The sequence below is a fragment of the Lactonifactor sp. BIOML-A5 genome, assembly GCF_009677585.1.
Classification (GTDB): Bacteria; Bacillota; Clostridia; order Lachnospirales; family Lachnospiraceae; genus Lactonifactor.
Window position 1 is genome coordinate 26,250 of sequence record NZ_WKYV01000032.1, and the last position, 23,063, is coordinate 49,312.

Annotated in this window: 23 protein-coding genes; 2 read left to right on the forward strand and 21 right to left on the reverse strand. The window is 48.3% G+C overall.

Going from position 1 to position 23,063, the window contains the following annotated elements; genetic code table 11:
* Positions 1 to 71: 71 nt before the first annotated feature.
* The 9 genes from GKG41_RS19565 to GKG41_RS19605 form a co-directional block, all read right to left on the reverse strand.
* Positions 72 to 2,510 (reverse strand): hypothetical protein, encoded by a 2,439-nt coding sequence (locus GKG41_RS19565; RefSeq protein WP_154261521.1) that lies wholly within the window; start codon positions 2,508 to 2,510, stop codon positions 72 to 74.
* A 27-nt stretch (positions 2,511 to 2,537) separates the two neighbouring features.
* Positions 2,538 to 2,723, reverse strand: coding sequence for a hypothetical protein (locus GKG41_RS19570; RefSeq protein WP_154261522.1), 186 nt, complete (start codon positions 2,721 to 2,723; stop codon positions 2,538 to 2,540).
* The gene (locus tag GKG41_RS19575; RefSeq protein ID WP_226903567.1) at positions 2,705 to 3,190 is read right to left on the reverse strand and encodes a superoxide dismutase family protein; all 486 of its coding nucleotides are present in this window, start codon (positions 3,188 to 3,190) and stop codon (positions 2,705 to 2,707) included. Before GKG41_RS19575 ends, GKG41_RS19570 begins: the two co-directional genes overlap by 19 nt.
* A gap of 77 nt (positions 3,191 to 3,267) precedes the next feature.
* Complete coding sequence (locus GKG41_RS19580; protein ID WP_154261523.1) at positions 3,268 to 4,761, reverse strand: UDP-glucose--hexose-1-phosphate uridylyltransferase; 1,494 nt, start codon at positions 4,759 to 4,761, stop codon at positions 3,268 to 3,270.
* Positions 4,762 to 4,778: 17 nt separating this feature from the next.
* Positions 4,779 to 5,948 carry a galactokinase gene (locus GKG41_RS19585; protein WP_154261524.1) on the reverse strand — a complete coding sequence of 390 codons (1,170 nt, stop codon included), beginning with the start codon at positions 5,946 to 5,948 and terminating at the stop codon, positions 4,779 to 4,781.
* 138 nt (positions 5,949 to 6,086) lie between these two features.
* Positions 6,087 to 6,998, reverse strand: coding sequence for a helix-turn-helix domain-containing protein (locus GKG41_RS19590; RefSeq protein ID WP_226903568.1), 912 nt, complete (start codon positions 6,996 to 6,998; stop codon positions 6,087 to 6,089).
* Positions 6,999 to 7,020: 22 nt separating this feature from the next.
* Positions 7,021 to 7,458 (reverse strand): Rrf2 family transcriptional regulator, encoded by a 438-nt coding sequence (locus GKG41_RS19595; RefSeq protein ID WP_154261525.1) that lies wholly within the window; start codon positions 7,456 to 7,458, stop codon positions 7,021 to 7,023.
* A gap of 178 nt (positions 7,459 to 7,636) precedes the next feature.
* Positions 7,637 to 8,065: an acyl-CoA thioesterase gene (locus GKG41_RS19600; RefSeq protein ID WP_154261526.1), complete on the reverse strand. Its 429-nt coding sequence runs from the start codon at positions 8,063 to 8,065 to the stop codon at positions 7,637 to 7,639.
* A gap of 4 nt (positions 8,066 to 8,069) precedes the next feature.
* Positions 8,070 to 8,576 carry a hypothetical protein gene (locus GKG41_RS19605; protein ID WP_154261527.1) on the reverse strand — a complete coding sequence of 169 codons (507 nt, stop codon included), beginning with the start codon at positions 8,574 to 8,576 and terminating at the stop codon, positions 8,070 to 8,072.
* A gap of 219 nt (positions 8,577 to 8,795) precedes the next feature.
* Here GKG41_RS19605 and GKG41_RS19610 point away from each other — a divergent pair, with 219 nt between their 5' ends.
* Complete coding sequence (locus GKG41_RS19610; protein WP_154261528.1) at positions 8,796 to 9,707, forward strand: cation transporter; 912 nt, start codon at positions 8,796 to 8,798, stop codon at positions 9,705 to 9,707.
* Between the two features lie 7 nt (positions 9,708 to 9,714).
* Here the strand turns inward: GKG41_RS19610 and GKG41_RS19615 are convergent, their stop codons facing one another.
* From GKG41_RS19615 to GKG41_RS23215, 12 genes are all read right to left on the reverse strand, one after another.
* Positions 9,715 to 11,832 carry a DUF6449 domain-containing protein gene (locus GKG41_RS19615; protein ID WP_154261529.1) on the reverse strand — a complete coding sequence of 706 codons (2,118 nt, stop codon included), beginning with the start codon at positions 11,830 to 11,832 and terminating at the stop codon, positions 9,715 to 9,717.
* Positions 11,807 to 12,709 carry an ABC transporter ATP-binding protein gene (locus GKG41_RS19620; RefSeq protein ID WP_226903569.1) on the reverse strand — a complete coding sequence of 301 codons (903 nt, stop codon included), beginning with the start codon at positions 12,707 to 12,709 and terminating at the stop codon, positions 11,807 to 11,809. The genes GKG41_RS19615 and GKG41_RS19620 overlap by 26 nt, the downstream gene beginning before the upstream one ends.
* A complete protein-coding gene (locus GKG41_RS19625; RefSeq protein ID WP_154261530.1) occupies positions 12,706 to 13,080 on the reverse strand; it encodes a GntR family transcriptional regulator in 375 nt (124 codons plus the stop codon). Before GKG41_RS19625 ends, GKG41_RS19620 begins: the two co-directional genes overlap by 4 nt.
* A gap of 187 nt (positions 13,081 to 13,267) precedes the next feature.
* The gene (locus tag GKG41_RS19630; RefSeq protein WP_154261531.1) at positions 13,268 to 13,978 is read right to left on the reverse strand and encodes an FCD domain-containing protein; all 711 of its coding nucleotides are present in this window, start codon (positions 13,976 to 13,978) and stop codon (positions 13,268 to 13,270) included.
* Between the two features lie 158 nt (positions 13,979 to 14,136).
* A complete protein-coding gene (locus tag GKG41_RS19635) occupies positions 14,137 to 15,486 on the reverse strand; it encodes an APC family permease (protein ID WP_154261532.1) in 1,350 nt (449 codons plus the stop codon).
* Between the two features lie 37 nt (positions 15,487 to 15,523).
* Positions 15,524 to 16,651 carry a Glu/Leu/Phe/Val dehydrogenase dimerization domain-containing protein gene (locus GKG41_RS19640; RefSeq protein WP_154261533.1) on the reverse strand — a complete coding sequence of 376 codons (1,128 nt, stop codon included), beginning with the start codon at positions 16,649 to 16,651 and terminating at the stop codon, positions 15,524 to 15,526.
* Positions 16,652 to 16,676: 25 nt separating this feature from the next.
* Positions 16,677 to 18,764 (reverse strand): acetate--CoA ligase family protein, encoded by a 2,088-nt coding sequence (locus GKG41_RS19645; RefSeq protein WP_154261534.1) that lies wholly within the window; start codon positions 18,762 to 18,764, stop codon positions 16,677 to 16,679.
* Positions 18,761 to 19,312: a 2-oxoacid:acceptor oxidoreductase family protein gene (locus tag GKG41_RS19650; protein ID WP_154261535.1), complete on the reverse strand. Its 552-nt coding sequence runs from the start codon at positions 19,310 to 19,312 to the stop codon at positions 18,761 to 18,763. Before GKG41_RS19650 ends, GKG41_RS19645 begins: the two co-directional genes overlap by 4 nt.
* Before the next feature lies 1 nt (position 19,313).
* On the reverse strand, positions 19,314 to 20,051 hold the full coding sequence (locus GKG41_RS19655; protein ID WP_154261536.1) for a thiamine pyrophosphate-dependent enzyme: 738 nt from the start codon (positions 20,049 to 20,051) through the stop codon (positions 19,314 to 19,316).
* A complete protein-coding gene (gene vorB, locus GKG41_RS19660; protein ID WP_226903570.1) occupies positions 20,051 to 21,109 on the reverse strand; it encodes a 3-methyl-2-oxobutanoate dehydrogenase subunit VorB in 1,059 nt (352 codons plus the stop codon). The genes GKG41_RS19655 and vorB overlap by 1 nt, the downstream gene beginning before the upstream one ends.
* A gap of 18 nt (positions 21,110 to 21,127) precedes the next feature.
* A complete protein-coding gene (locus GKG41_RS19665) occupies positions 21,128 to 21,322 on the reverse strand; it encodes a 4Fe-4S binding protein (RefSeq protein WP_226903571.1) in 195 nt (64 codons plus the stop codon).
* Positions 21,323 to 21,660: 338 nt separating this feature from the next.
* A complete protein-coding gene (locus GKG41_RS23215; protein ID WP_173015661.1) occupies positions 21,661 to 21,834 on the reverse strand; it encodes a hypothetical protein in 174 nt (57 codons plus the stop codon).
* 134 nt (positions 21,835 to 21,968) lie between these two features.
* Here GKG41_RS23215 and GKG41_RS19670 point away from each other — a divergent pair, with 134 nt between their 5' ends.
* Positions 21,969 to 22,541, forward strand: a complete 573-nt coding sequence (locus GKG41_RS19670; RefSeq protein ID WP_154261538.1) for a nitroreductase family protein — start codon at positions 21,969 to 21,971, stop codon at positions 22,539 to 22,541.
* Positions 22,542 to 23,063: the final 522 nt, after the last annotated feature.

The window sequence follows — 23,063 nt, forward strand, 5'->3', positions numbered from 1 at the left end:
TCATTTATAACAACATTGCTACCTCGCTCATGCACATTATATCACATATTGGATGGAATAAAACCTCTTCTTTATGCCTTTTTGCTCTTTCTCCTGCGTCTGATGATAAGTGCCGCCAGACCAGTGCCTGCGCACAGGATCGTCAGAGGAAGAACAGGGGCCTCATCCTTTGTCTTGGGGCTTTTTGTATTTTTCTTATCATCAGATTTTGTATCTTTTTTGGGTTCCGTAACAGGTTTCTTTTTATTTGGATCTTCTGCTTTCTTTTTGACCAGCGCTTTGACAGCAGTCTCTATATCCGCCGCCATCTTGTCCACCTCTTCCTGATGGGTAAAGTCAAGGCCTTCCACAACAGCATCCAGTGCCTTTCTAAGCTTCTTCACGGAATCATCCGTATAAACACTCAAGTCCTTCGGTACCTTCTTTTTTGCTGCCTCCACTTTGCTGTAATCCACCGGACGCATGGTCAAGCCATCAATTGCGGCGTTTAATGCCTCCGTCAGATTGTCCACATCGCCCTGCCGGCGGATATCCCACTTACTGCCAATGGCGTCTCTCGCCTCTTCAGCCAGCTTGTTCATTTTATTTACAGTTTCTTCCGTAAAATCTCCTGTGTCTTTCGGAATACGGTCCAGGCTTTCCTGAAGCTTCGTATAATCCACATCTCTGTAAACAAGAGCATTCAATGCCTTCTGTACCCTCGCTGCAAAGTCATCCACCAGCCATTGACTGGAGACCAGTACATCTGACATATTAGGCACAAGAGCCAGACAATCCGCCATCTCCTTAGCCGTGTCGTCTGTATACAGACTCAATTCCTCCTGGGTGGGCGCCTGCGCCAGAAGCTTATTGAGTTCTGTCAGATCTGCATAATGCACTGTGATTCCGGGGACGACTGTCAGATCATCCTCTGCAGTCACAGAAATTTTGCTTCCGTCAGCAGACCGTGCCACCACATTGCCCTTACTGTCTTTGACCTCAAAAGAGGTTACCTCATAAGACTGGGGATCTGAGTATGAGGTCAGTGAAATCTCTGCCTGGGTACCGTGTCTGAAATATTTTACATCCTTTTTTGTCATCATGTCCCCGGGGGTCTGCACGGTAGCGTCCATCTGTATAAATCGGTATACCCCGCCATCTTGTTTGGTTATGGTATGCCAGTTTCCTGCCTCGTCCACAATAATCTCGTCTATATGTACGTTGTTTTTCGGCATGGTAAATACCAGCACATACGTATTCCCTTCAAAATAGTCAAATCCTGTGAGGGTTCCTCCAAAAGTGCCTCCGGCTGTTATCTTATATCCGACTTCAGTCACCAGCTTCCGGGATGTAAACGGTATCTTCAAGGTTACGGAAGAGCCGTAGGCTGCCTTGTCCGGTATCTCAATGGAATTTTTTATTTCATCCGGAAGTCCGTCATCCACACTAATGTTATACTCTTCTCTCTCGTAAATATATACCCTTGCCACATTATAACCGGCCTGCTGGGTATCTGTCTCAGCAAATCTTACCTCATAAGATCCTGAAGCCAGATTGGGGATCTCCGTGCTTCCCGCCGGTACAGATTTCCACTCCCCTTTTGCTATTCTGTAATCATACAAAACATCGCTCTTCAGATAAAGAATCTTGCCGTCCGATGCCCCGGGTGCACTGGGTGCTTCAACCCCCAGATCCCTTGGCCAGTCATTCTGGCCGGCTTTATTTCTGTACACTTCCATGGAATAATAGGCCACCGTTGTCCCGTCAGAAGCCCGGACATAGAATTCACAGATATTTGTCCCATAAGACAGGGGAAGAGAAATCTGCTGATCCTGATCATTTACTTTAGCACCGCTGTCTACTGCCTGAACGACCAGCACGTTCCTGCTTGTTCTCTTATAATATTCATTCGGGTAAATGGGGGACTTGGGATCGTCCTTTGTACCGCTCCCTGCCCAGCTTAACCCGGAAGTCATACTCGTTAATATTTCCGTATTACTGTTTCCTGCTTTTGCCTGAGGAACATCCACATTCGCCGGCACAGCCTTAGGCATAGCCGCTATACCTTTTGCTGCCGGGACATTTGCTTTTTCTTCTGACTGGGTGCTGTCCGGCAGTTTTTTCTCATTTTCTGTTTCCTTTACAGACTCTTTTTTCTTTTCCTCGTCTGTTTTCTCATTCTTTTTTATATCTTCTGTATTTGTTTCATCGTTCTTGCTATCCCCTGGTACGCCTTCCTCCTTTTTACCTGTTTCCTCTGAAGATTTATCCTCTGTTTTGCTTTTATCCGGGGTTTTTCCTTTATCTTTCTCCTTGTTCTCCTTTTGTCCGGGTTTCGCAGTACTTTCCTCTTTTTTTACAGTATTCCCTTCTGTATTCTGCTTCTCTTTTTCCTGGTCCTTTTGCTCTGCCTTCTCAGTAATTTCAGACTGAACAGGAACAGTTTCCCCAGTACCTGCAAAAACTGTCGCAGTAATACTTAAACTGCACACAACTGCCAATACGGACGCAATCCCTTTTTTCATCCTCATACCCTTTTCTCCTTTGCTAGTAAAAAATTATTCTCTATCAATCATAGCATCTCCCATTATAGGATTGTACTGCCTTTGGGTAGCATTCCATGCTTTTGGGTTACCGATAAACCAAAAGCCAAAAGCTCTCCTGGCAGTTCCGATACTTTCCAGGCAGCTTTTGGCTTTTATTTCCAATGGGATTCCACAGTTAATTAAATAATTTCTCCGCACGCAATCTTCATCCCGGAATCTCCCGAGGGCTGAGTACGGAAATCATCCGGCATGTCATGTATCACAACGGTCTTGCCCACAACCTCCTCCGGATAAAACCGATCCGTATAGAACATCATCCAGGCAAATCCCCGGTTCCCGAACAGAGAGGGCATATCCCCCGCATGCTCCGGATGCTCACACCCCTCCGGATTCCAGTGGTTTTTCGTGTCTGCAAAGGGATCCTCAGGGGTTCCTGAGCAGGAATGACCCTCGTGAATATGAAATCCAAAGATTCCATTGGGACATCTCTGATCTTCATAGGGCAGGCCCTCGATCTCGGCCAGTACCAGGGAGCCACCGGCACTTCCGTAAAAATACACATATCCCACCAGGCCTCTGTGGTTTTCATCTCCCTTTACCTTGGCAACCGCATCCGGAGTGCCAAGAAGGACATCGCTGAACATATAATTTCTGGATTGGCGCATACTCGTTTCCTTTTGATTCACATATGGTCCTTTCATTCTATGCAGAAATCAGGATATTGTGAATCTGTACGGCCTGGCTACAGTGTCTCTATAAACCGCATAAACGCTTCCCGGCCCTTTGGAGTGCACTTGTAAACCCCTGCATCCTCCAGTACCTTTACAAATACCTGTCCGATTTCTTCCTGAAGGATCTCCATCACATTATCCTCCGTTACAGACTCATATCGGGGAAGGAATTCCTTTACCCACGCTGCATGTTTCTCTAAGTCCTCATGCTCCGCGGGATCTCTTCCCTCCAGTATGTATCCCGCCAGAAGCTCCATCTCCCCTTTCAGCCTTGCCGGGAGAACCGCCAGTCCCATAACTTCAATAAGGCCGATGTTCTCCTTCTTGATGTGGTGGTACTGGGCATGGGGATGATACACTCCAAGGGGATGCTCATCTGTGGTGATATTATTTCTGAGGGTCAGATCCAATTCAAACAGATTCCCCACCTTTCTTGCTATAGGCGTGATGGTGTTATGGGGGACTCCGCCTGTCTCGGCATAGACAAATGCAGCCTCATCTGTATATCCTCTCCAGATCTCCAATATGTGGGAAGCCAGATCAATCAGCCGTTTTTCATCCTCACAGCGGATCCGAAGCACCGACAAGGGCCATTTTACAATACCTGCCTCCACATCCTCATATCCCGGAATCGTCACCCGCCGTTCTATAGGGGCTTTTGCCATGGCAAAGGTGTAGTGTCCTCCCTGGAAATGGTCATGACTCAGGATAGATCCCCCTACAATGGGAAGATCCGCATTGGATCCCAGAAAATAGTGGGGGAAGAGCTTCACAAAGTCAAACAGCTTTACAAAAGCAGATCTGTCTATCTTCATGGGAATATGTGCAAAGTTAAATACGATACAGTGTTCGTTGTAATAAACGTAAGGGGAATACTGTAACCCCCACCGGCTGCCGTTTATGGTAATCGGTATGATTCTGTGGTTCTCCCTTGCAGGGTGATTCAGTCTCCCCGCATATCCTTCGTTTTCCGCACACAGCTGGCATTTGGGGTAAGCGCTCTGTCTGGCATTCAGCGCAGCGGCAATGGCCTTTGGATCCTTTTCCGGCTTTGAAAGATTGATGGTAATATCAATCTGGCCGTATGGACTCTCCACCTTCCATTTCCGATCCTTTTTGATTCGGTATCTCCGGATATAATCACTGTCCTGGCTGAATTTATAAAAATACTCTGTGGCAGCTTCCGGAGAATCCTCATATTTTTCAAAAAACTCTGCCTGTACCTGCGCCGGCCTGGGCAGCAGACAGTTCATAATCTTCGTGTCAAAGAGATCCCGGTATCCGATGCTGTCCTCGATGATTCCCCGCTTTACTGCCTCATCCAGAAGAGCTCCCAGGATCTCTTCCAGGTCTGCCCCGCTGCAGTCTTCCTCCGGCTCCTGATATTCGTCCTCACGGAACAAATCCAGTAGAAGATTGGCCGCATATATCTTCTCGCAGGCCGGAAGAATTCCTGTCTCAATACCGTACTGTACTAACCTTTTTATATTCTGATTCAGACTCATTCTCTCACCTTTCCCCATTAAGATAATCTGCGGGCTCCCTCACCGATCTCTACCACATAAAAATCAGCCCCATAGCCTATCTTTTCTTGATATATGCTCCCCACATTTTCAATAAACGCATCCACTGCCTCATTTTTCACGATGCTTACGGTACAGCCGCCGAACCCAGCCCCTGTCATGCGGGATCCGATAACTCCGGGCTGCTGCCAGGCTGCTTCCACCAATGTATCCAGCTCCGGACCGGTAACCTCATAATCATCCCTCAGGGATATATGGGACTCATTCATCAGCTCCCCGAAGGTCTCCAGATCATTGGACTTTAAGGCTTCCACAGCCCTCACCGTCCTCTGATTTTCACAGACCGCATGCTTTGCTCTCTTTGCCTTCACAGGATCAAAGACTGCGCCTTTTACTTTTTCGAACTGAACCTCATCCAGTTCTCCCAGAGACTGGATATCTGCCACCTCCTGAATCTGGGCCAGGGCAGTTTCGCATTCGCTTCGGCGCTCATTGTATTTGGAATCTGTAAGCCTTCTCTTTTTATTGCTGGCCGCAATCACAATCTTGGCATCCTCCAGCCTGATTGGGGCATACTCGTAGTTCAGTGTGCTGGTATCCAGAAAGATAGCGTGATCCTTCTTGCCCATAGCGATGGCAAACTGATCCATAATCCCGCAGTTCATCCCATTGAATTTATTCTCTCCATACTGTCCGTACAGGGCAATGTCAACCATACTCACATCCTCAAACCCAAACATATCTTTTAAAATCACACCCGTGAGAACCTCCACAGACGCGGAGGAAGAAAGGCCGGAACCGTTGGGAATATTGCCGAAAAGAAGGAGATCCATACCCTTTGGAACCTCATACCCGTGTTCCCGGAAAGCCCAGATCACCCCCTTGGGAAAGTTGGTCCAGTTTGCCTCTTCCTGATACACCAGATCCTCCAGGCTGCTTTCCACAACGCCCAGAGCTTCAAAGTTCATAGAGTAGAAGCGCAGCTTCCTGTCTTCACGCATTCTGGCAATCCCGTAGGTTCCAATGGTAAGAGCGCAGGGAAATACATGACCTCCGTTATAATCCGTATGTTCCCCGATAAGATTTACTCTCCCCGGTGAAAAATAGGTGCGGATGTCCCCTCCGTCCTGGTATAGCTCCTTGAATTTCTCCATCAGTTTTTCCTGCATAGTCCCATTCCTTTCTCTTATTACAGAATAATTATATTGTTTTAAAACACTTTTCTTGTTCTTTTCAACCCAATTATACCATATGAGATTGAAAAGTAAAGCAAAACCGTGCCGTGAAAATAACGAAATTTCCTGTGTTTAGTAGTGCAGTTTTAAAAGGATATCCTGGGGGTGATCTCCGTAATGGCTGCCGAAAATATTAACCCCTCCGATATGCTCTGCCTCTTTTTTTATACCTATCCTCACAGAGATATAAGGAGTCTCTGTCATCCTGTACTCTTCAATGCTGCAGTCACTGACCTTTACATCGTCCAGATAGGTTCCCGTCTCATCGATCCTCCAGGTTTTCAGAACACCAAACTGAGTATTTTTGTCCTCCCACCAATCCGGATTCAGCTTTCCCCTTCTCCCTCCAAAGTCACTGGGACAGTTATAAGTTCCCGCATCAATGCCGTTCAGCCATAGGGTAATGTCCGAAGGACAGTCCAGATCATAATCTGCCGTCTCTGAACACAGCTCCACTGACAGCTCCGCCATCTTCAGTTCCTTTTTCTGCACTCCCGCGTTGGAAAAACGGTACTCTACGTATCCTGCCCCGAACCAAATCAGCTGGGCTGTGGTGCGCAGAGGATTATAAAAGCACCTGGGCTCATCCTCCCCGTCAATATAGTCCGTGTCATTTACCATCCCGCAGGTGGGGGATACTTCGTAGTCCACATAATTGCCCACAGGCATGCTAATCACCTCTACCTGTGCGTCCGTACCGGTCTCCTTCAGCAGGATCTTCACTTCTCCGCACTGCTTACTGCAGATTTTCATGGAGCCTCTTACCCCCGGTCTAAGCTCTGTGCGAATCAACCCGGCTTCCTCCAGAACTCTTACGTTCATCGCCGCGGAGGATGCGGGAATCTCCAGCTTTTCAGCAATCTCATTTACATTGAGAGACTGCTGTTCCAGCAGTTTCAGGATCTCTATCCTCACCTCTGAGGACAGCGCTTTTCCCAAACTGCATAATTCCTTTTTTTTGTCAAAATCAAGATACAATTTCACTTTGCTTACACTCCGTACTCTATTATATTATAAAATCCAATGCCCCCGACTTCCTATGCTCCTCTGCCAGTTCCTGCAGCGTCACAGAATCCACGTACTCGTTGATTACCCGGTACAGACCCTCCCAGAATTTAAGAGTTGCACACGTTTCCTGTCTGAGGCATTGGTTTGTCTCATCTTCCAGACAGGCAACTGGTGCCAGTTTTCCCTCGATAAGCCGAAGGATATCTCCCGCCGTATATTGTCCGGGATCCTTTGCCAGCATATATCCCCCCTGAGGCCCTCTGGTGCTTCGCAGATAACCGGCCTTGCCAAGGATTACAACAATCTGCTCCAGATATTTGACGGAAATCTCCTGACGCCTGGAGATCTCCTTCAGAGGAATATACTCTCCGCTGTTATGCTCTGCCAGATCAATCATCAGACGCAGAGCATATCTTCCTTTCGCTGATATCTTCATTTCTTACCTCCCCCGGCTGTTTTTACTTGTACGGCCGGGATTCTTTTCCTACTATTTTGCTATGATAAATTCTACTCTACCTGGCGGGAGCTTGTCAAGTAGATAGCATATATTTGCTTTGCTGCCGCCGTCCGTCTGACGGCAAAAAAACACCCCGGGGTCTGTAACCCCCGGGGCATTATTCTGCTTCTGCAATTGCCTTCATAAATAATGTATGGAATTTTGGCCTGCTTTTTTTCAGAGACACCAGGTTTCCTCCATCTTTTTCCATGAAACAGTGTCTGCTGCTCGCTCTGCACCGAAGCTCACAGGTGGTATGATCCATAATTTCATAAGAGAGCTCCAGACGGATTCCGTCGTACTTTGTAATCTCCGTATGAATATCCACGGTTTCACCGAATCTGGTCATAGATTTGTATTCACAAGTAACCGCAAGCACAGGGCTCATGATTCCCTCAGCCTCCATGCGGTCATATCCTACTCCCATCTGCTCCATCAAAGATACCCTGGCTTCCTCAAACCACCGGATATAGTTGGAGTGGTGAATGATCCCCATCTGATCCGTCTCATAATACTGCGCTTTGTGCTCATATGCAGGTAACTTCATATTTTTACTCCTGTACTTCCTCTGAGATGCCGGCAGAAGTCGTCTCCAAAAGTTCCAGCATCTGCTTATTTTTATTTGCCCCTATCAGGTACAAGACGGGCAGAATCAGGTTTATAATAGTACCCAGAATTCCGAAGCTGCCGTTCATGGCCTGATAAATAGCCTGTGCAAGAACTACCACAATCATGATAATTCCCGTGATAAAGCATATCTGGGCTTTGTGGGGTTTGTTGCAATTTGCCACGCCGATGATACCGCCTGCTAAGAATATGGCTCCGATGGCCAGTGCCATAATGGCCGCAACCATCAGTCCCTGTGCCGTATAGGTATAATTGATTCCCTGGGATTTGGCTATGGCATTCATACTCTCAATCAGAGCTCCTCCGTCCGATGCGGCCATCCTTGCCGTAAAGACAGATATTACGCCGCTCACCAGCGTAAATGCCCCTAAGATAATCAGAATAATCCCTGGCACCTGCAGCAGTCCCTTGCCCTTCGCTTTTTTGTTCATCACTTTCTCCTCCTGTTCCCATAAAAGGGATTCCCCTTTTATATTTCATAAGCTATTCAGGTTGTCACTTATAATTGTAAATACAGTGCATGTATTTGTCAAGATTTTTAATATTTTAGTATTAGTACAATAGTACAATCTGTTTTTTTGCAGAAACAAGGTTGCTGTAAAAATTGCCAGCCTGTATAATTATTTTAAGGAAAAAATAGAGGTGAAAGTATGCATGCTCCGAAACGACAAATAAAAACAGAAAAACGGGCGATGAACATCTCCCTCACCGGAGGGATTCTTTTTGTGGCTCTGGAAGTCATAATGGCCTTTGTGACCCGCTCCCAGGCGGTATTGCTGGATGCGGTGTATGACGGGGTAGAGCTTTTTATGATCCTCATTTCCATCAGCCTGATCCCGCTGCTCTACCGTCCTTCCAACGAAAAGCATCCCTTTGGATATCTTCAGCTTGAGTCCCTTTTTGTGGTCATTAAGGGCTTTATGATGGTGGCAGTAACCATCGGGCTCATTATGAACAATGTGGAGATCGCTCTTCACGGAGGACGTCATGTGGCATTCGGGCAAATCGCTTATTTTGAGCTGTTTGCCACAGTACTGAGCGTAATCATAATCGTCCTGCTCAACAAAAGAAACCGTTCTCTCTCTTCACGGCTGGTAGACATGGAAATCCAGGAGTGGAAAATCGATGCCTGCGCATCCCTGGGAATGTCCCTGGCCTTTTTTCTCCCTGCATTTCTGACCGCTGACTGGTTTGTGGCCTTTACCCCCTATCTGGATCAGGTGATTGCTATCGTACTGTCAGTTTTTATGCTGCCCACTCCCATCCGGGCCATTATCACCGGTCTTAGAGACCTCTTTTTGCTGGCGCCGGAGGAAGAAACGGTTGAGTCTGTGAAGCAGATCGTCACTCCCATTCTGGAACAGCACGGCTATCATCAGCTCTATTATGATATTGTCCGCACCGGAAGAAAGCTCTGGATCAGCGTGTATATCACATTTGAAAAAGACCTGGTCTCCATACGGAGATTCCAGGCCCTGCAGTCATTGATTATCCGGGAGCTGGCCAAAGAATATCAGGACTTTTACTTTGAACTCCTCCCGGATATTGAATTTGAAGAATAAAGCCAAGCTATTCAAATGCCCGGATCACGCACTCAGGTATCTTTCCTTCTGTAAAGTAGTAGACTCCGTTTGATCTGGCCCCGTCAATACTCCAGGTTACATCCACTTCTACAGAATAATCTGTGCCCTCTTTCACCGGACCATATTCCCCTCCCCAGGTCAATGCACCCAGAATCTCTGCGATGTCCTCTTTCTCTGTGAAAGAGGCCGTGGGCGGGGTATTGGTTCCAGACTCATAGTAATTGGTAATCTGAATGCTCTCTGCATATTCAGGCTTCCACTGTTCGTCCATTTCATTTCCGAACTCCCGCAAAAGGGCTATGGTATCCGTGTATCCCGGGCTGATGCTGTACTGGTACATGGAGGTACTGTACTCATCCTCCTTTACCTCCATAGACAATACTCCTGCAATTGGTCCCTGGGTCATTGTCTCGTAGGAAGCATTGTTTTGTTCCTCCCGGAATGTACGGATCAGTCTGGCCTTCTCTTCATCCGTCAGCTTCAGTATGGTCTCTCTCTGGTACCGGTCCGCCAGCGTACACTTGGTTACATTTTCTTCCTTCACATAATTAATCGGAAAGAGACTTTCCTTATACTCCTTATTATTGCACAGCTGCTCTATACACTTCTCAGAGCTTTCATATTTTACAAAATACCTGCGGTAAACATCCCTGCCGCTTTTCAGGTGATATTTAATAAACACATTATCGTACTGTTCCTCGCTGCTTGTTTCTCCCAGCTTTGCCCGTGACACGGCAATGCGGGACTCCTCCATGGCGTATACTTCTTTTCTCAGATTTTTATTCTTTACCCCTTCCTGTGCCAGATCATATATCATCTGGAAGTCCTTTACCTTAACCTGATCCAGTATTCTCTGTTCACTGCCCGTATTGTAGCTGAGCTCTGAATCATAGGGATAGCTGAAGCGTCCGTTGAAATTGCTGGTATAGACGGACATTCCGTCAATCTTGTCCTCCCTGGGAAGGTAGCTGTCATAGCCTGTAAGGTCAAAGAAAAATACTGCGGAACACCCAAAGGCCAGCACTGCCGCTGCCAGCAGAGACCATTTTTTTCTCAGGATCTCCCTGAAATCCATATGGTAGATGAATTCCACGATGGTGTGCAGGAGGATCAGGGAAACCAGGACCCCGAAGATAAACCACCCTATGTTCACACTGCTGTCATAGGTGTTGAAGCTGCCCATCAAAAGCCCTGCCCAGAGGGAGGCGGGCACAATCATACATACCTTGACAATCCCTTCTGTCTTGGAGAATGCCATAGCAGACTCTGCCGCCTCTGAAGCCCTTCTTTTATACAGCCAGAGATCCAGCGCCAGCAAAAGAATGGCAATCATCAGCGCTGCCAATAAAAATACTCCCGGAAACTTTCCCTTAGTTCCCAGGCGGCCCGCGGCATAGAAATATCCTTCTATGGGAGACAGGGCTGACCGTATGGCCGTACCCGTTTCACTGACCGTGGTAAAGTAAGTATCGTAAAAGCTTTGGAAGAGCCTGGTCTGCAGCATACTTAGAGCCGTACCTGCCCCGCAGAATACGGCAGTCCCCAGAATCCCCACCAGCAGCTTGCCGGTGAGCATCATAGCCAGTATGGCCACATGGTAAATCATGAGGAAATACAGGATACCCAGTCCTATGCTTCCGGTACAGTACAGCACATGTCTGGCAGTTACCACCCCCTGAAAGGCCCCGATAAGGAGACACAGCACCATGCAGAGAACATACGGAATCAGGAAGAACAGGATGCCTGAGACGTACTGTACCAGGAAAAACTTTTCCCTCTTTACCGGTATGCTGTGAAACAAATCCACTTTCGTTCTGGAATGAAGATACTGATATCCGGTAACAGCGCACAGCACAGCGCAGATGCAGACAGCAGCCATCAAGAGTCCATTGTTAAATCCCACAAATCCCAGAAACCACTCTTTCACATCTTTCAGCGTGTATTGTCCCATATCCAGCCGCACTCTTCTGAACTGGCTTTCCAGATTCATCAGACAGATCACCGGTCCCAGCAGAAAGAACGCTACGGTACACAGAGCCAGCAGCCAGCTTCTGCGCTTCATATCTTCTCTTAATAATTTAGCAAATGAGATTTTTGATGTCATATCCCGCTACCTCCGTTTCACTGATAAAAATCTCCTCCAGAGAAAGAGGAAGCACTTCTCCGAACACCGGATACTTACTATCTACTCTCTCCATAATCTCCTCCTTGGTTCCCCTGGCGATGATGGTCAAAAGAGACCCTCTCTTTTCATGCTGCATCACATCCAGTTCCCGCAGAAGTTCCTCCTCCAGAACCGGGTTCTGGATAACACACTGAATCTTCTGGATATGGAATTTCATATCCTCCAGATCCCTGGACAAAAGAATTCCTCCCTGGTGCAGCAGTCCCACGTGGTCACAGATGTCTTCCAGCTCTCTCAGATTGTGGGAGGCAATCACAGGGGTAAAGTTCCGGTTCAGGATCTCAGACGCAAAGATGCTCTTTACCGCCTGACGCATCACCGGGTCTAACCCGTCAAAGGTCTCATCACAGAAAAGGTACTGGGTATTGGTGCATATCCCCAGAAGCACCGAAACCTGCTTTTTCATCCCTTTGGAAAAGGTATTGATCTTGGCTTCCTGCTCCATGCCGAATTTGTTCAGCAGTTCATCAAATCTTTTCTTATCAAATTCCGGATAGACAATCCCGTAATAATGTGCCATGGATTTGGGTGTTGCCCCCGGAAAAAAGTAGGCAGTATCTGACAGAAAGCAAATCTTTGCCTTGGCCTTCTCATTTTCAAATACCGGCAGTTCATCAATGGTGACGGTACCAGCCTCTGGTTTTAGTACACCGCTGAGGATGCGCAGGAAGGTGCTTTTGCCCGCCCCGTTGGTGCCCACCAGTCCAAAAATATTTCCCTCCTGAATGGTTACCGTAATATTATTAATGGCTTTTCTGCAGCCGAATGTTTTCCGAATTCCTTCTGCCCGTATCACAATATCCCCTCCTCGTATATATGCTCCACCTCATTTACGCACTCGTCTCTGGACACTCCCATGTCCATCCCTTCTCTTAGAAGATTGCGCAAATCCAGGAAAAACGTCGTCTTTCTCCGTTCGATCAGCAGCTTCTTATCTCCGGAAACAAAATTCCCCTTTCCTTTCACAGCGTAAATAAACCCCTCCTGCTCCAGGACAGCATAGGCCTTCTGAATGGTATTCGGGTTGATTGACAATTCCATGGCCAGAGAACGCACCGAAGGTATCTGCGTATCCGGCTCCAGGATTCCCCTTACAATCAACAGCTCAAACCGCTCTACAATCTGTTCGTAGATTGGTTTTCGATTCTGGTAATCAATCACTATCATAGAGGCTCCTTCTTTCTTTTCAAGTAAGTGTATCAAGTGTACTATTCTAATTAGTACACTTGAAATATAGCACGGGGACAAGAGAGATGTCAATGGGACCGGGGAATCTTAAGGATATATTCAGAAATGCCGTTCCTGTCTGAAGACGCAAAAAAGGAGCGGCTGTAGAGAAAGCCCCTCCATTGTGCTATTTTCCATTAGATTCCTGCAGATATTCCGTAATATCCTTGTCAATGTCACAGATTTTTTTCAAAGCACCCTGTGCCTCTCTCAGTTCTCCGTCCCTGATAGCCTCCACCAGCTTCCGGTGGTACGGCAGGGTGGAGATCCATTGGGCATCCTCCCCTTTCAGGTTCTTCCAATAGGAGTGCAGCGACTGAATCAGTTCATCAATCAGCTGAATCAGCGTCTGATTCTTGGAATAGCTTCTCATGGTTTGGTGGAATAATATATCCGTTTCATGGAGAAATGTACCTGTTTTCTCCGCGTTTTGCTCCATCTGCTGCAGGTATTCCTCCAGAGGACGAATCTGTTCCCGGGAGAGTTTTCCGCAGATTTTTTTGACCATATTCCCTTCCAGAATCTCCAAAATCTCCAGGATTTCAATATAATTTACCTTCCACAGCTTCAAATAAAAGGAGACTGACTCCTCATGGGCCCGTACAAAGGCGCCGCTCCCGGGCCGCACTTCAATAATATTGTCCCGCTCCAGCACCCGGAGGGCCTCTCTCACGGAATTCCGGCTGGTGACAAACTGCTCCGCCAAAATACGCTCGGATGGCAGTTTATCACCTTCCGAAAGCTGGTTCACTTTTATATATTCCATTATTGCATCTGCAATTTTCGCGTGCAGCAATTCTTTATGCACTGGTTTGACTGCCGTATGCTGTTGTTTCATGATACCTTCTCCCTAACGTTCAAAATAAATTTTACATTAATGTTTTTATTATAGCATAACAGGCTCCCATTTGCACAGCTTCCAATTTATTTTGGGCAGGAACAGATACGGCAATACTGCCGTTCCCGGCTTAAAACAGATCCGGAAACGGCAGTCCCTTAGTTCTCCTTCAGCCAGGAAGGATCATAGGTTTTCATCTGAGTTATAAGATCCACCCCTCTCTTTTTCAGCAAGCTTACCCTGAGGAAAAAGTATACAATCCCTCCTCCGTAGAACAGGAGAATCCCCAGAATCGTTTTCAGATCCAACGTAGTAAACAGACTGAAGCTGAGCACAAGGGTCAGCGCGATATTTCCCAGCACCAGAGTCCAGATGATCCATTTCGGCATCCTGAACCATGCGTGTTCAAACTTGCCCTCTAATTTTCTCGGGGCAATCAGCACCGGCACGGTGGCAAGAAGGCCCAGCATCATGCCCGGAGCGTTCATCACGGCAAACACATAGTCCAGGGGCAGATCCAGCACAACCGGCAGAAGGCCGATGGCTCCCATAATCAGGATGATTTTATAGGGAATTCCGAAACGGTTGGTTGACTGAAGCCATTTTGGAAAAAGGCCGTCATCTGCCGCCGCCCAGATAGCACGGCTGTAGGACATAATCATAGAAAGTAGTGTTGTCAGGATAGCAAACAGTGCGCCTCCGATCACAAAGAAGCTGAAGATCCACACAGGCATATAACTTTTAGCCGCGTAAGACAGAGGTTGTTGGATCATCTCCTCCCAGGGCACTACGCCTACCGCGATAAAGGCAACTACTGCATACAGAACCGAAACGCCTATGGTAGACGTGGCAATGGCGCTTGGCACTGTCTTCTGGGGATGTTCAACTTCCCCGGCAAGATCCACCACTCCTACGGCCCCGTACGCTGAACTTCTCACGTAGCTGACTGCCAGGATAATTCCTGAAAAACTGGAGCCGGCAACCATTTTCGGCAGTGAGATATGTTTGATGTGGGGGATTCCCAGGACAATAAACAGTCCCAGGGCAATGAGCACCAGAATCACCATAAAGTTTTGTATCTTAGCCGAGGTACGGATGTTAAACAAACAGGCTGTCACAATCCCTATTACTACGATGGTCCCTGCCAGCCGCGGGGAAAGACCTGGTATGATGTTAGGCAGATACTGTCCCGCGGAAATTCCCAGCACACTCACATAAAATATTTCAAAGACCAGATTCCAGACCAGCAGGAATCCCAGAACCGGGGAGAGGAAACGGGCCACATATAGATACTGCCCTCCTCTCACCGGGATAGCAGAAGAGATAACCATGAAGGGAAGACACACCATCATAGCCGCAGCTCCTGCAATCAAAAACGCTATAGGCACCCCCGGCCCTGCCGCGCCAACGGCTACGCCGGTCATACTGAACACACCAGCACCGATAATGGCTCCTACCGCCATTAACGTAACGTCCAGAGGACTCATCTTTTTCCCTTTATTCTCCATCTATTTAACTCCTTTCAGCATCAGGGGCTTTCTCCATTTACATTTCCGGCTTAAAAAGAATCCATGCCGCGTCTCTGGCATATATCTTATGCTCTGACGCATAGGCGAAGGTCTTCTGCACATCTCTTCTTATCACATCCTCCAGCCGGTCCATAACACCCTGAGGGGTAGGCTCACATTTGCGGCTCTCTATGGAATTAAAGAAGCACACAGAACCCAGGTTGGCAATAAAGTCAGGAACCAGATGAATCCCCCTCTGTTTGATTACTTCATCTGCCTCCGGGGTAGTGGGAATATTGGCGCCCTCCACAATCAGACCTGCCTTCAGCGTCTCAGCTGCCTCCCTGGTGATCACATCCTCCACTGCGGCCGGAATAAGTATATCCACGTCCAGATCCAGCCATGCATCACGGTCTCTCACCTGGCATCGGCTCTTCATTTTATCCAAATCCACTTCTCCCAGTTTGTTTCTGGCATCCAGCAAATCCCGGATGTCCAGCCCCTCTTCATTGTAGTACATCCCTTTAATATCTGCTATGGCAACCACTTTATATCCCAGCTTTTCCAGCCACAGGGCAGCGCTTCCTCCCACGCTTCCAAATCCCTGAATGGCCACAGTGGCACCCGGAGTCCCGCAGGTCAGCTTCCATCCTTCGTCAGCTGCCACTGCCACTCCGTATCCGGTTACGAACCGGTCCATATCCAGTCCCTCAACGGTCTCATTCAATATCTGTGGAATGACTTCCTGGGATCTGGCTGCCAAGTCCGGATTCTCCCGGATAGTTTTTGGTTCCTTCTCCTGAATTCCCAGTTTCTGCTTTATCCTTCTTACATCCTCTGCCCTGGTTCCCAGATCCGCTCCCACGGTAATGCCGTTCTCCAGGTAGGGTTTCATTGCCTCCAGATAACGTTCCATAACTTCCAGAGCATCCTCTTTGTGATAATCGTAGATGATACCGCCCTTTGCACCGCCAATCTCCGCTTCCGCTGCCACATATTTGTAAGACATTACCTGTGCCAGGCGCTCCACTTCTTCCCGGTTTACAGTTACATTCATCCGCAGCCCCCCGGCAGCGAACTCATCCCGAATGCTGTCAATCACCAGCCAGCCCTTTGCCTCGCTTTTTCTGTCAGACCATTCAATTACTACATATGGATCTCTCATAATACAAAACCTCCCAAATTGTTTTTTACCCTTTCACAATTAATGCGTCCGCGGCATACACGCCCTTTTCATAGAGAAATACCGGATTCATATCCAACTCCTTCAGATCGCCGCAGTGTTCCACGGCCAAGTCCCCCAATTTTACAATCATATCTGCCAGTGCCTCTGTATCCAGCGGACGGCTCCCACGGTACCCCTTCAGAATGGCATAGGATTTCAGCGACTGTATCATCTCCATTGCCTCCTTCCTATTCAAAGGCGCGGGATAGAGAGCAGCATCCTGAAATACCTCTGTATAGATTCCTCCCAGACCGGCCAGCACCATTGGCCCGAATTGAGGATCCCGGTTAATTCCCAGGATCATCTCCGTTCCTTTGGGAAGCATCTGCTGCATGAGCACTCCCCGGATTCGTGCCTGGGGTTTATGGATCCGTGCATTTGTCATAATTTCTTCAAAAGCGGCAATGGCTTCTTTCTCATCTGTGATTCCCAGTTTTACTCCTCCCATATCGGTTTTATGAGGAATATCCGGAGAATCAATTTTCATTACCAGAGGATATCCCAGTTTTTCTGCCGCCCGGGGGATTTCGCCGGCAGCTGTCACAACAATCTCATCCGGAACCGGAATCCCGCTGTCTTTAAGGAGAAGTTTACTTTCATGCTCTGAGAGAATACAGCTCTTTGTGTCTCTGTTCTGTGGAGGTACCGCCGGTATAAGCGTCCGGTCATCCGGGGAATACATACAGAATTCTCCATAACGGCGCAGAGCGCTGAGACCGTACTTCGGGCTGTCCAGAATAGGAATATGATGTTCTCCGTAAAACTCTCTCAATTCCGGATCTCTTTTTCTGGACATACCCGGCAGAATCACAATGGGCTTTTCTGTCTCCCGGTTAATTTCTGCCAGAGCCGCTGCAAAGCCAAAGTCAACCTCCCGGTCTCTCTCGGGTATCTTTTCCGGAGGATTATGTCCCATGGCTATTACCCCTACATTCTCATCTTCCATCATGAGTTTCACCGCGGATTTGTATTTATTAATCTCAAATACAAGGGTTGCCGTCATATCCAAAGGGTTGTTGGGTGTGGCGTACCCGGGAAGCATTTCCTTAATCTGTCTCAGGGTATCCTCCGACAGATTGGCAAGGCTTGCCCCCTGCAGCTGTGACACATCTGCTGATATGGCGGCCTCCCCTCCGGAGACATTCATGATAGCCAGATTCTTGTTCTTCAGAGGCTTTTCCAGTGTGCTAAACACCAGGCAGGTATTTACCAAATCCTCCATGTCATCCACACGGATGACCCCATACTTTTTGAAGAGTGCATTGAATGTACCGTCGGAGCCGGCCAGGCTTCCTGTGTGGGCAGTGGTTGTCTGCCTTGCCTTCTCCGAAGCGCCTACTTTTAAGGCAATAATGGGTTTCCTCTTCCTGGCCGCATCCCCCAGGATTCTCACAAACCGCTCCGGTTGTCTGACTCCCTCCAGGTATACGGCGATTACCTTTGTAGCATCATCCTCCACCAGAAATTCCAGATAATCCTCCACCCCTGCCACTGCATTGTTGCCGCTGGATATGGCATAGGAAAAGTTCAGATACGGAACACTTGCCAGAAGAGAACATACCTGTCCGCTCTGGGAAACCAGCCCGATATTTCCCGCCTTTCGCCTCTCCGGCATTAAAAGCCCGAAGGCAAATACTCCGTCCCGGTTATTGATAAAGCCTCCGCAGTTCGGTCCGCACACTGCCAGATCACAGGCCTTCGCCACCTCTGCCAGTTCCTTTTGCGCCGCCTTTCCTTCTTCTCCTGCCTCACTGTAGCCGCTGGCATAGACCACCGCTGCCTTCGTTCCGCAGGCAGCCGCCTCTCTCAAAAGCCCATTGACTGTTGACATAGGCGTACAGATCACCGCCAGTTCCACCGGCTTTCCAATTTCTGCAATGCTTTTGTAGCACTTCCTACCCAGAATCTCCTCTCTTTTGGGATTTACCAGATAGATCTGATCTCCCAGATCCCCCTTCATAAGATTCTCTGAGGCATCTCTCCCAAACCCCAGTTTTTCACTGGCGCCGATAACTGCTACAGAACCAGGGCGGAGAAGACTTTTCAGATTCATACGTCCACCTCCACTTTCTCCTTCTGTCTATATCCTTCCAGAAGTGCCTTTTTATTAAAGTCGATCATCTTTTCTCCCTTAGGCTTAAAGTATTCTTCCAGGGACAGGCAGGCGGCCTCAGCAGATACCAGAGGAATCTGAGATAAAAGTACCCCCGTCATAAAGACATTGGCGGCCCTGGCATTTCCCAGTGCGGCGGCCAGCTCAGTGACAGGTGCCTTTACCACAGTTACGTCGTCCCGCTCCACCTCCCTGTGAATCAGAGAGCTGTTTACAAAGATAGATCCCCCCGGCTTCACCTGGGACTCAAATTTCTTCAGGGACGGCTCGTTAAAAACCACCAGAATATCCGGTTCATCAATATAGGGACTGGCGATCTCCTCCTCTGCTATCTTTACCGAGCAGTTGGCTGTGCCTCCCCGCATGGTTCCTCCGTAGGCCGGCAGCCAGGTCGTGTACAGGTCCGCCCGCAGCGCCGCATTGGCCAATATGACTCCGGCTGCGAGAACGCCCTGTCCCCCAAAACCGGCAAATAAAATCTCATGCATATCAGACTCCCTCCTTTTTGACCAGTTCCCCCGGTGTGTAGTAGGGGATTACTTCCTGTTCGATTCTTTCCATGGATGCCAGAGGACTCAGATGCCAGTTGGTGGGACAGGGAGCCAGAACCTCCACCATAGAGAAGCCTTCTTTGTCTACCTGTGCCTGGATTGCCTTTTTGATATAGCTTTTTGTCTTTTTGATGGATGCCGGATTATGTACAGAGCCTCTGGCCACATAGGCAACCGGCAGCACGGCAATCATCTCCGACAGTTTTACAGGCATTCCAGTAAGACTGGTATCTCTTCCTCTGGGTGAGGTGGCCGTCACCTGATTGGGAAGGGTAGTAGGCGCCATCTGGCCCCCTGTCATTCCGTATACGCCGTTATTGACAAATATAGTTGTAATCTTCTCATTCCGGGCAGCTGCATGGATGATTTCCGCACAGCCGATGGAAGCGATATCTCCGTCCCCCTGGTACGTCAGAACCAGGTTATCCGGCCGCATCCTCTTGATCCCTGTTGCGGTGGCCGGCGCCCTCCCGTGGGGAGCCTGAATCTTATCTACCTCTACGTAATCTCCCATGATGCAGGAGCACCCTACTGCCAGAGATATAATTGTCTTTTTTTCCAGTCCCATCTCTTCCAGTACCTCGCCGATGAGACGGTTGATAATGCCGTGCCCGCAGCCTGCACAGTATCCGGATGATCCCTTGATGCAATCCGGCCCTTTATATTCCTTTCCCATCAGAACACCTCCTCTAATTTTCCATCCAGAATCTCCCTGGCCATGGTCAGGATCCTCTGTTCTTTCGGCGGAACCATTCCGGCCGTATAGACATGTACCGGTGCTTTGCCCTTCACGGCAAGGGCCACATCTTCTACCATCTGGCCAATGGCGCTCATCTCCACAGAAAGGAATGCCTGTGCGGTATCTCTCACCTGCCTGAATGCCTGGAAAGGGAACGGCCACAGAGTCACCGGCCGGATCAGGCCCAGACGGATCCCCTGTGCCCTTCCCATTTTAACCGCACGCTTACAGATTCTGGCTGATGTTCCGTAGGCAACCAGTATGATGTCTGCATCCCCAGTCTCTATGGCTTCCCATCTCTGTTCTCTGTCTTCTATCTGCTTGTATTTTTTTCGCAGTCCCTCGTCATAGGCCGGCCCGCCGTAGGCATCTGTAATCAGGAACCGGTACTCCCCCTCTCCTTTCCCTTTCAGTGCCCAGGGCTTATCCGGATCCACCGGCTGCATTTCAGGCAGTTCCACGCCTTCCATCATCTGTCCCAGGGCTCCGTCTGTAAGAAGAATTACCGGAGTTAAATACTCTTCCGCCTTTTCAAATGCCAGTGTCACCAGATCCACACATTCCTGAAGCGTATGTGGTGCGTACACAGGCAGACGGTAATCTCCGTGGCCGCCCCCTTTGGTGGCCTGAAAATAATCTCCCTGTCCCGGGCAGATAAGACCCAGGCCGCTTCCATAACGACATACATCCACTATCACTCCGGGCAGGTTCTGGGATGCCATATAGGAAATCCCTTCCTGCTTCAGACTGAATCCCGGTCCCGATGAAGCCGTAATCACGCGATAGCCGGTACTTGCCGCCCCATACAGCATAGAGATCGCCGAAACCTCTGATTCTGCCTGCACAAACTGTCCCCCAACTTCCGGCAGGCGCCCCGACAGATATTCCATTAACTCTGTCTGGGGTGTTATCGGATACCCGCAGTATAATCTGCATCCGGCTCTTACGGCAGCCTCTGCCAGAGCCTCATTTCCTTTCATCAATACCTTTCCCAATACTTTTAACCTCCTCCGTTAACTGATAGTAAATACCAAATCCGGGCAAACCGTATAGCAGGTTCCGCATCCGACACATTTATCCAGGTCTACACTTATGTACTCGATCCCCTGGCTGTTTCTTTCGCCGGACAGGGAAACTGCATCCTTGGGACATGCCTTGATACAGTACTGGCATCCCTTGCACCTTTCCTTCTCCACCTTAACTGCCAACCCCATACTCCTCCTTTCTTTTAACTGGTATAATTGGTTTACTGGTCCAACCAGTTTTGATTTGCCTTCACTATATCATCAGTCCTTGAACCTGTCAATTTTATTTTGATATTTTTCGTGATTTTATTAGATTTTAATGAATTTAACAGAATATTTTTGTCTATATTTTTATAGCTTTCCATTATTGATTATTTTTTCACATTTTATAGCTTTTTTCTCTTTTTTGTTAAATAAATATCCCGCCTCTGCGCTCCTCTTCCCGGAGAACTTTCTTATATGCAATAAAAAACAGCCAATGGAAGAACCTTTTTTGTTCTCTCATTGGCTGTTTGGGAGATTTAAAATATATTCTCCACGTAATGTCTCATTTCATTTCTGCTTTTTATCTGTTTTGCCCCGTCTATAATATTTTCCTGCTCTTCCTTATTCATATTTGAGAATCGCACAAGAGCGTCTGAATGCATGGCCAGTTCCATGGTAAAGCCGATGGGGAGTTCTTCATTGTCTATCATACTATCACCTCACATAGATAGTATTTGTGCAATCCGGACGGATTATTCTCCTGTTAAATTTCCAATTTTTCTATGTTCATTGACAAATATTTAACTTTGTCTTATGCTGAAAATAAAAAGAAGGAGGCTATTTTATGTTCAAAGATTTAGTGAAGCAAAACCGAAGCTACCGCGGGTACGATCCCTCCAGGAAAATAACAGAGGAAGAACTGCTGGATCTGGTGGACTGCGCCCGATACACCCCGGCCAGTGTAAACATTCAGCCCCTGAAATATTATCTGGCATACCAGGAAGACACCGTAGCCCGGATCCATCCCCTTGTAAAATGGGCGGCCGCACTCCCTCATCTCAAACTCCCCCATCCCGGCAAAGAGCCGGCCGCTTACCTTGTCATCTGTCAGGATACTCAGATTCACGAATCTCTGACCCTGTTCCAGAAAGATGTGGGAATCACTGCGCAGACAATACTTCTTGCCGCAGCTGAAAAAGGCCTGGGCGGATGCATGATCGGCAACTTCAGCCCCGAAAAACTTTCCGCCGCCCTCAGCCTCCCTGAATCCCTCATTCCCATGCTCGTAGTTGCCCTTGGCAAACCTGACGAGACAGTCATCATTACCGAGGTGACCGATGGGAATACAAAGTATTATAGGGATGATAATGATGTGCATTATGTGCCGAAGAGGAAGTTAGAGGATATTGTTTTGTGATTTGAGGTTTGACTGTTAAAACCGAGATTGTCGCAGACGGACGATGAGAGGGAGATTGTGTGGGGCTGGCCGCTGGAGGGATGGCTGTGTTCCGGGGACACCTCCGTCGCGAAGAGAGTCTAAGACAAAACCGGCATTCCCTCCGGAGCACCGTTCGTATGGGCAGAGAATGCTTTAGATGCATTCTCTGTCCATTCTCACTTTTTTTCGGCCTGGACTGCCGAAAAAATCTCCTGCGGGAATCCCGGTTTTGCCCAAGACTCTCTAATCACTCCTGCGGAATCGTCCTCGGAACACAGCCATCCCTCCAGCGGCCAGCCCCACACAATCTCCCTCTCACCTGTTTGCTCAGAAAAAATCTAAGATGCTGCATTCACAAAATGGATAAAAGATGAAAAAAGTGGCAGCTTCTAACATACGACTCTACCCTCCCACTTTCTATGAATATAAAGTGATCCTCTGTCAGGATATGGAAGGGCGGGCCGGAGGGCACTGGCACCCCAGGGGATGGGGTGCCAGTGC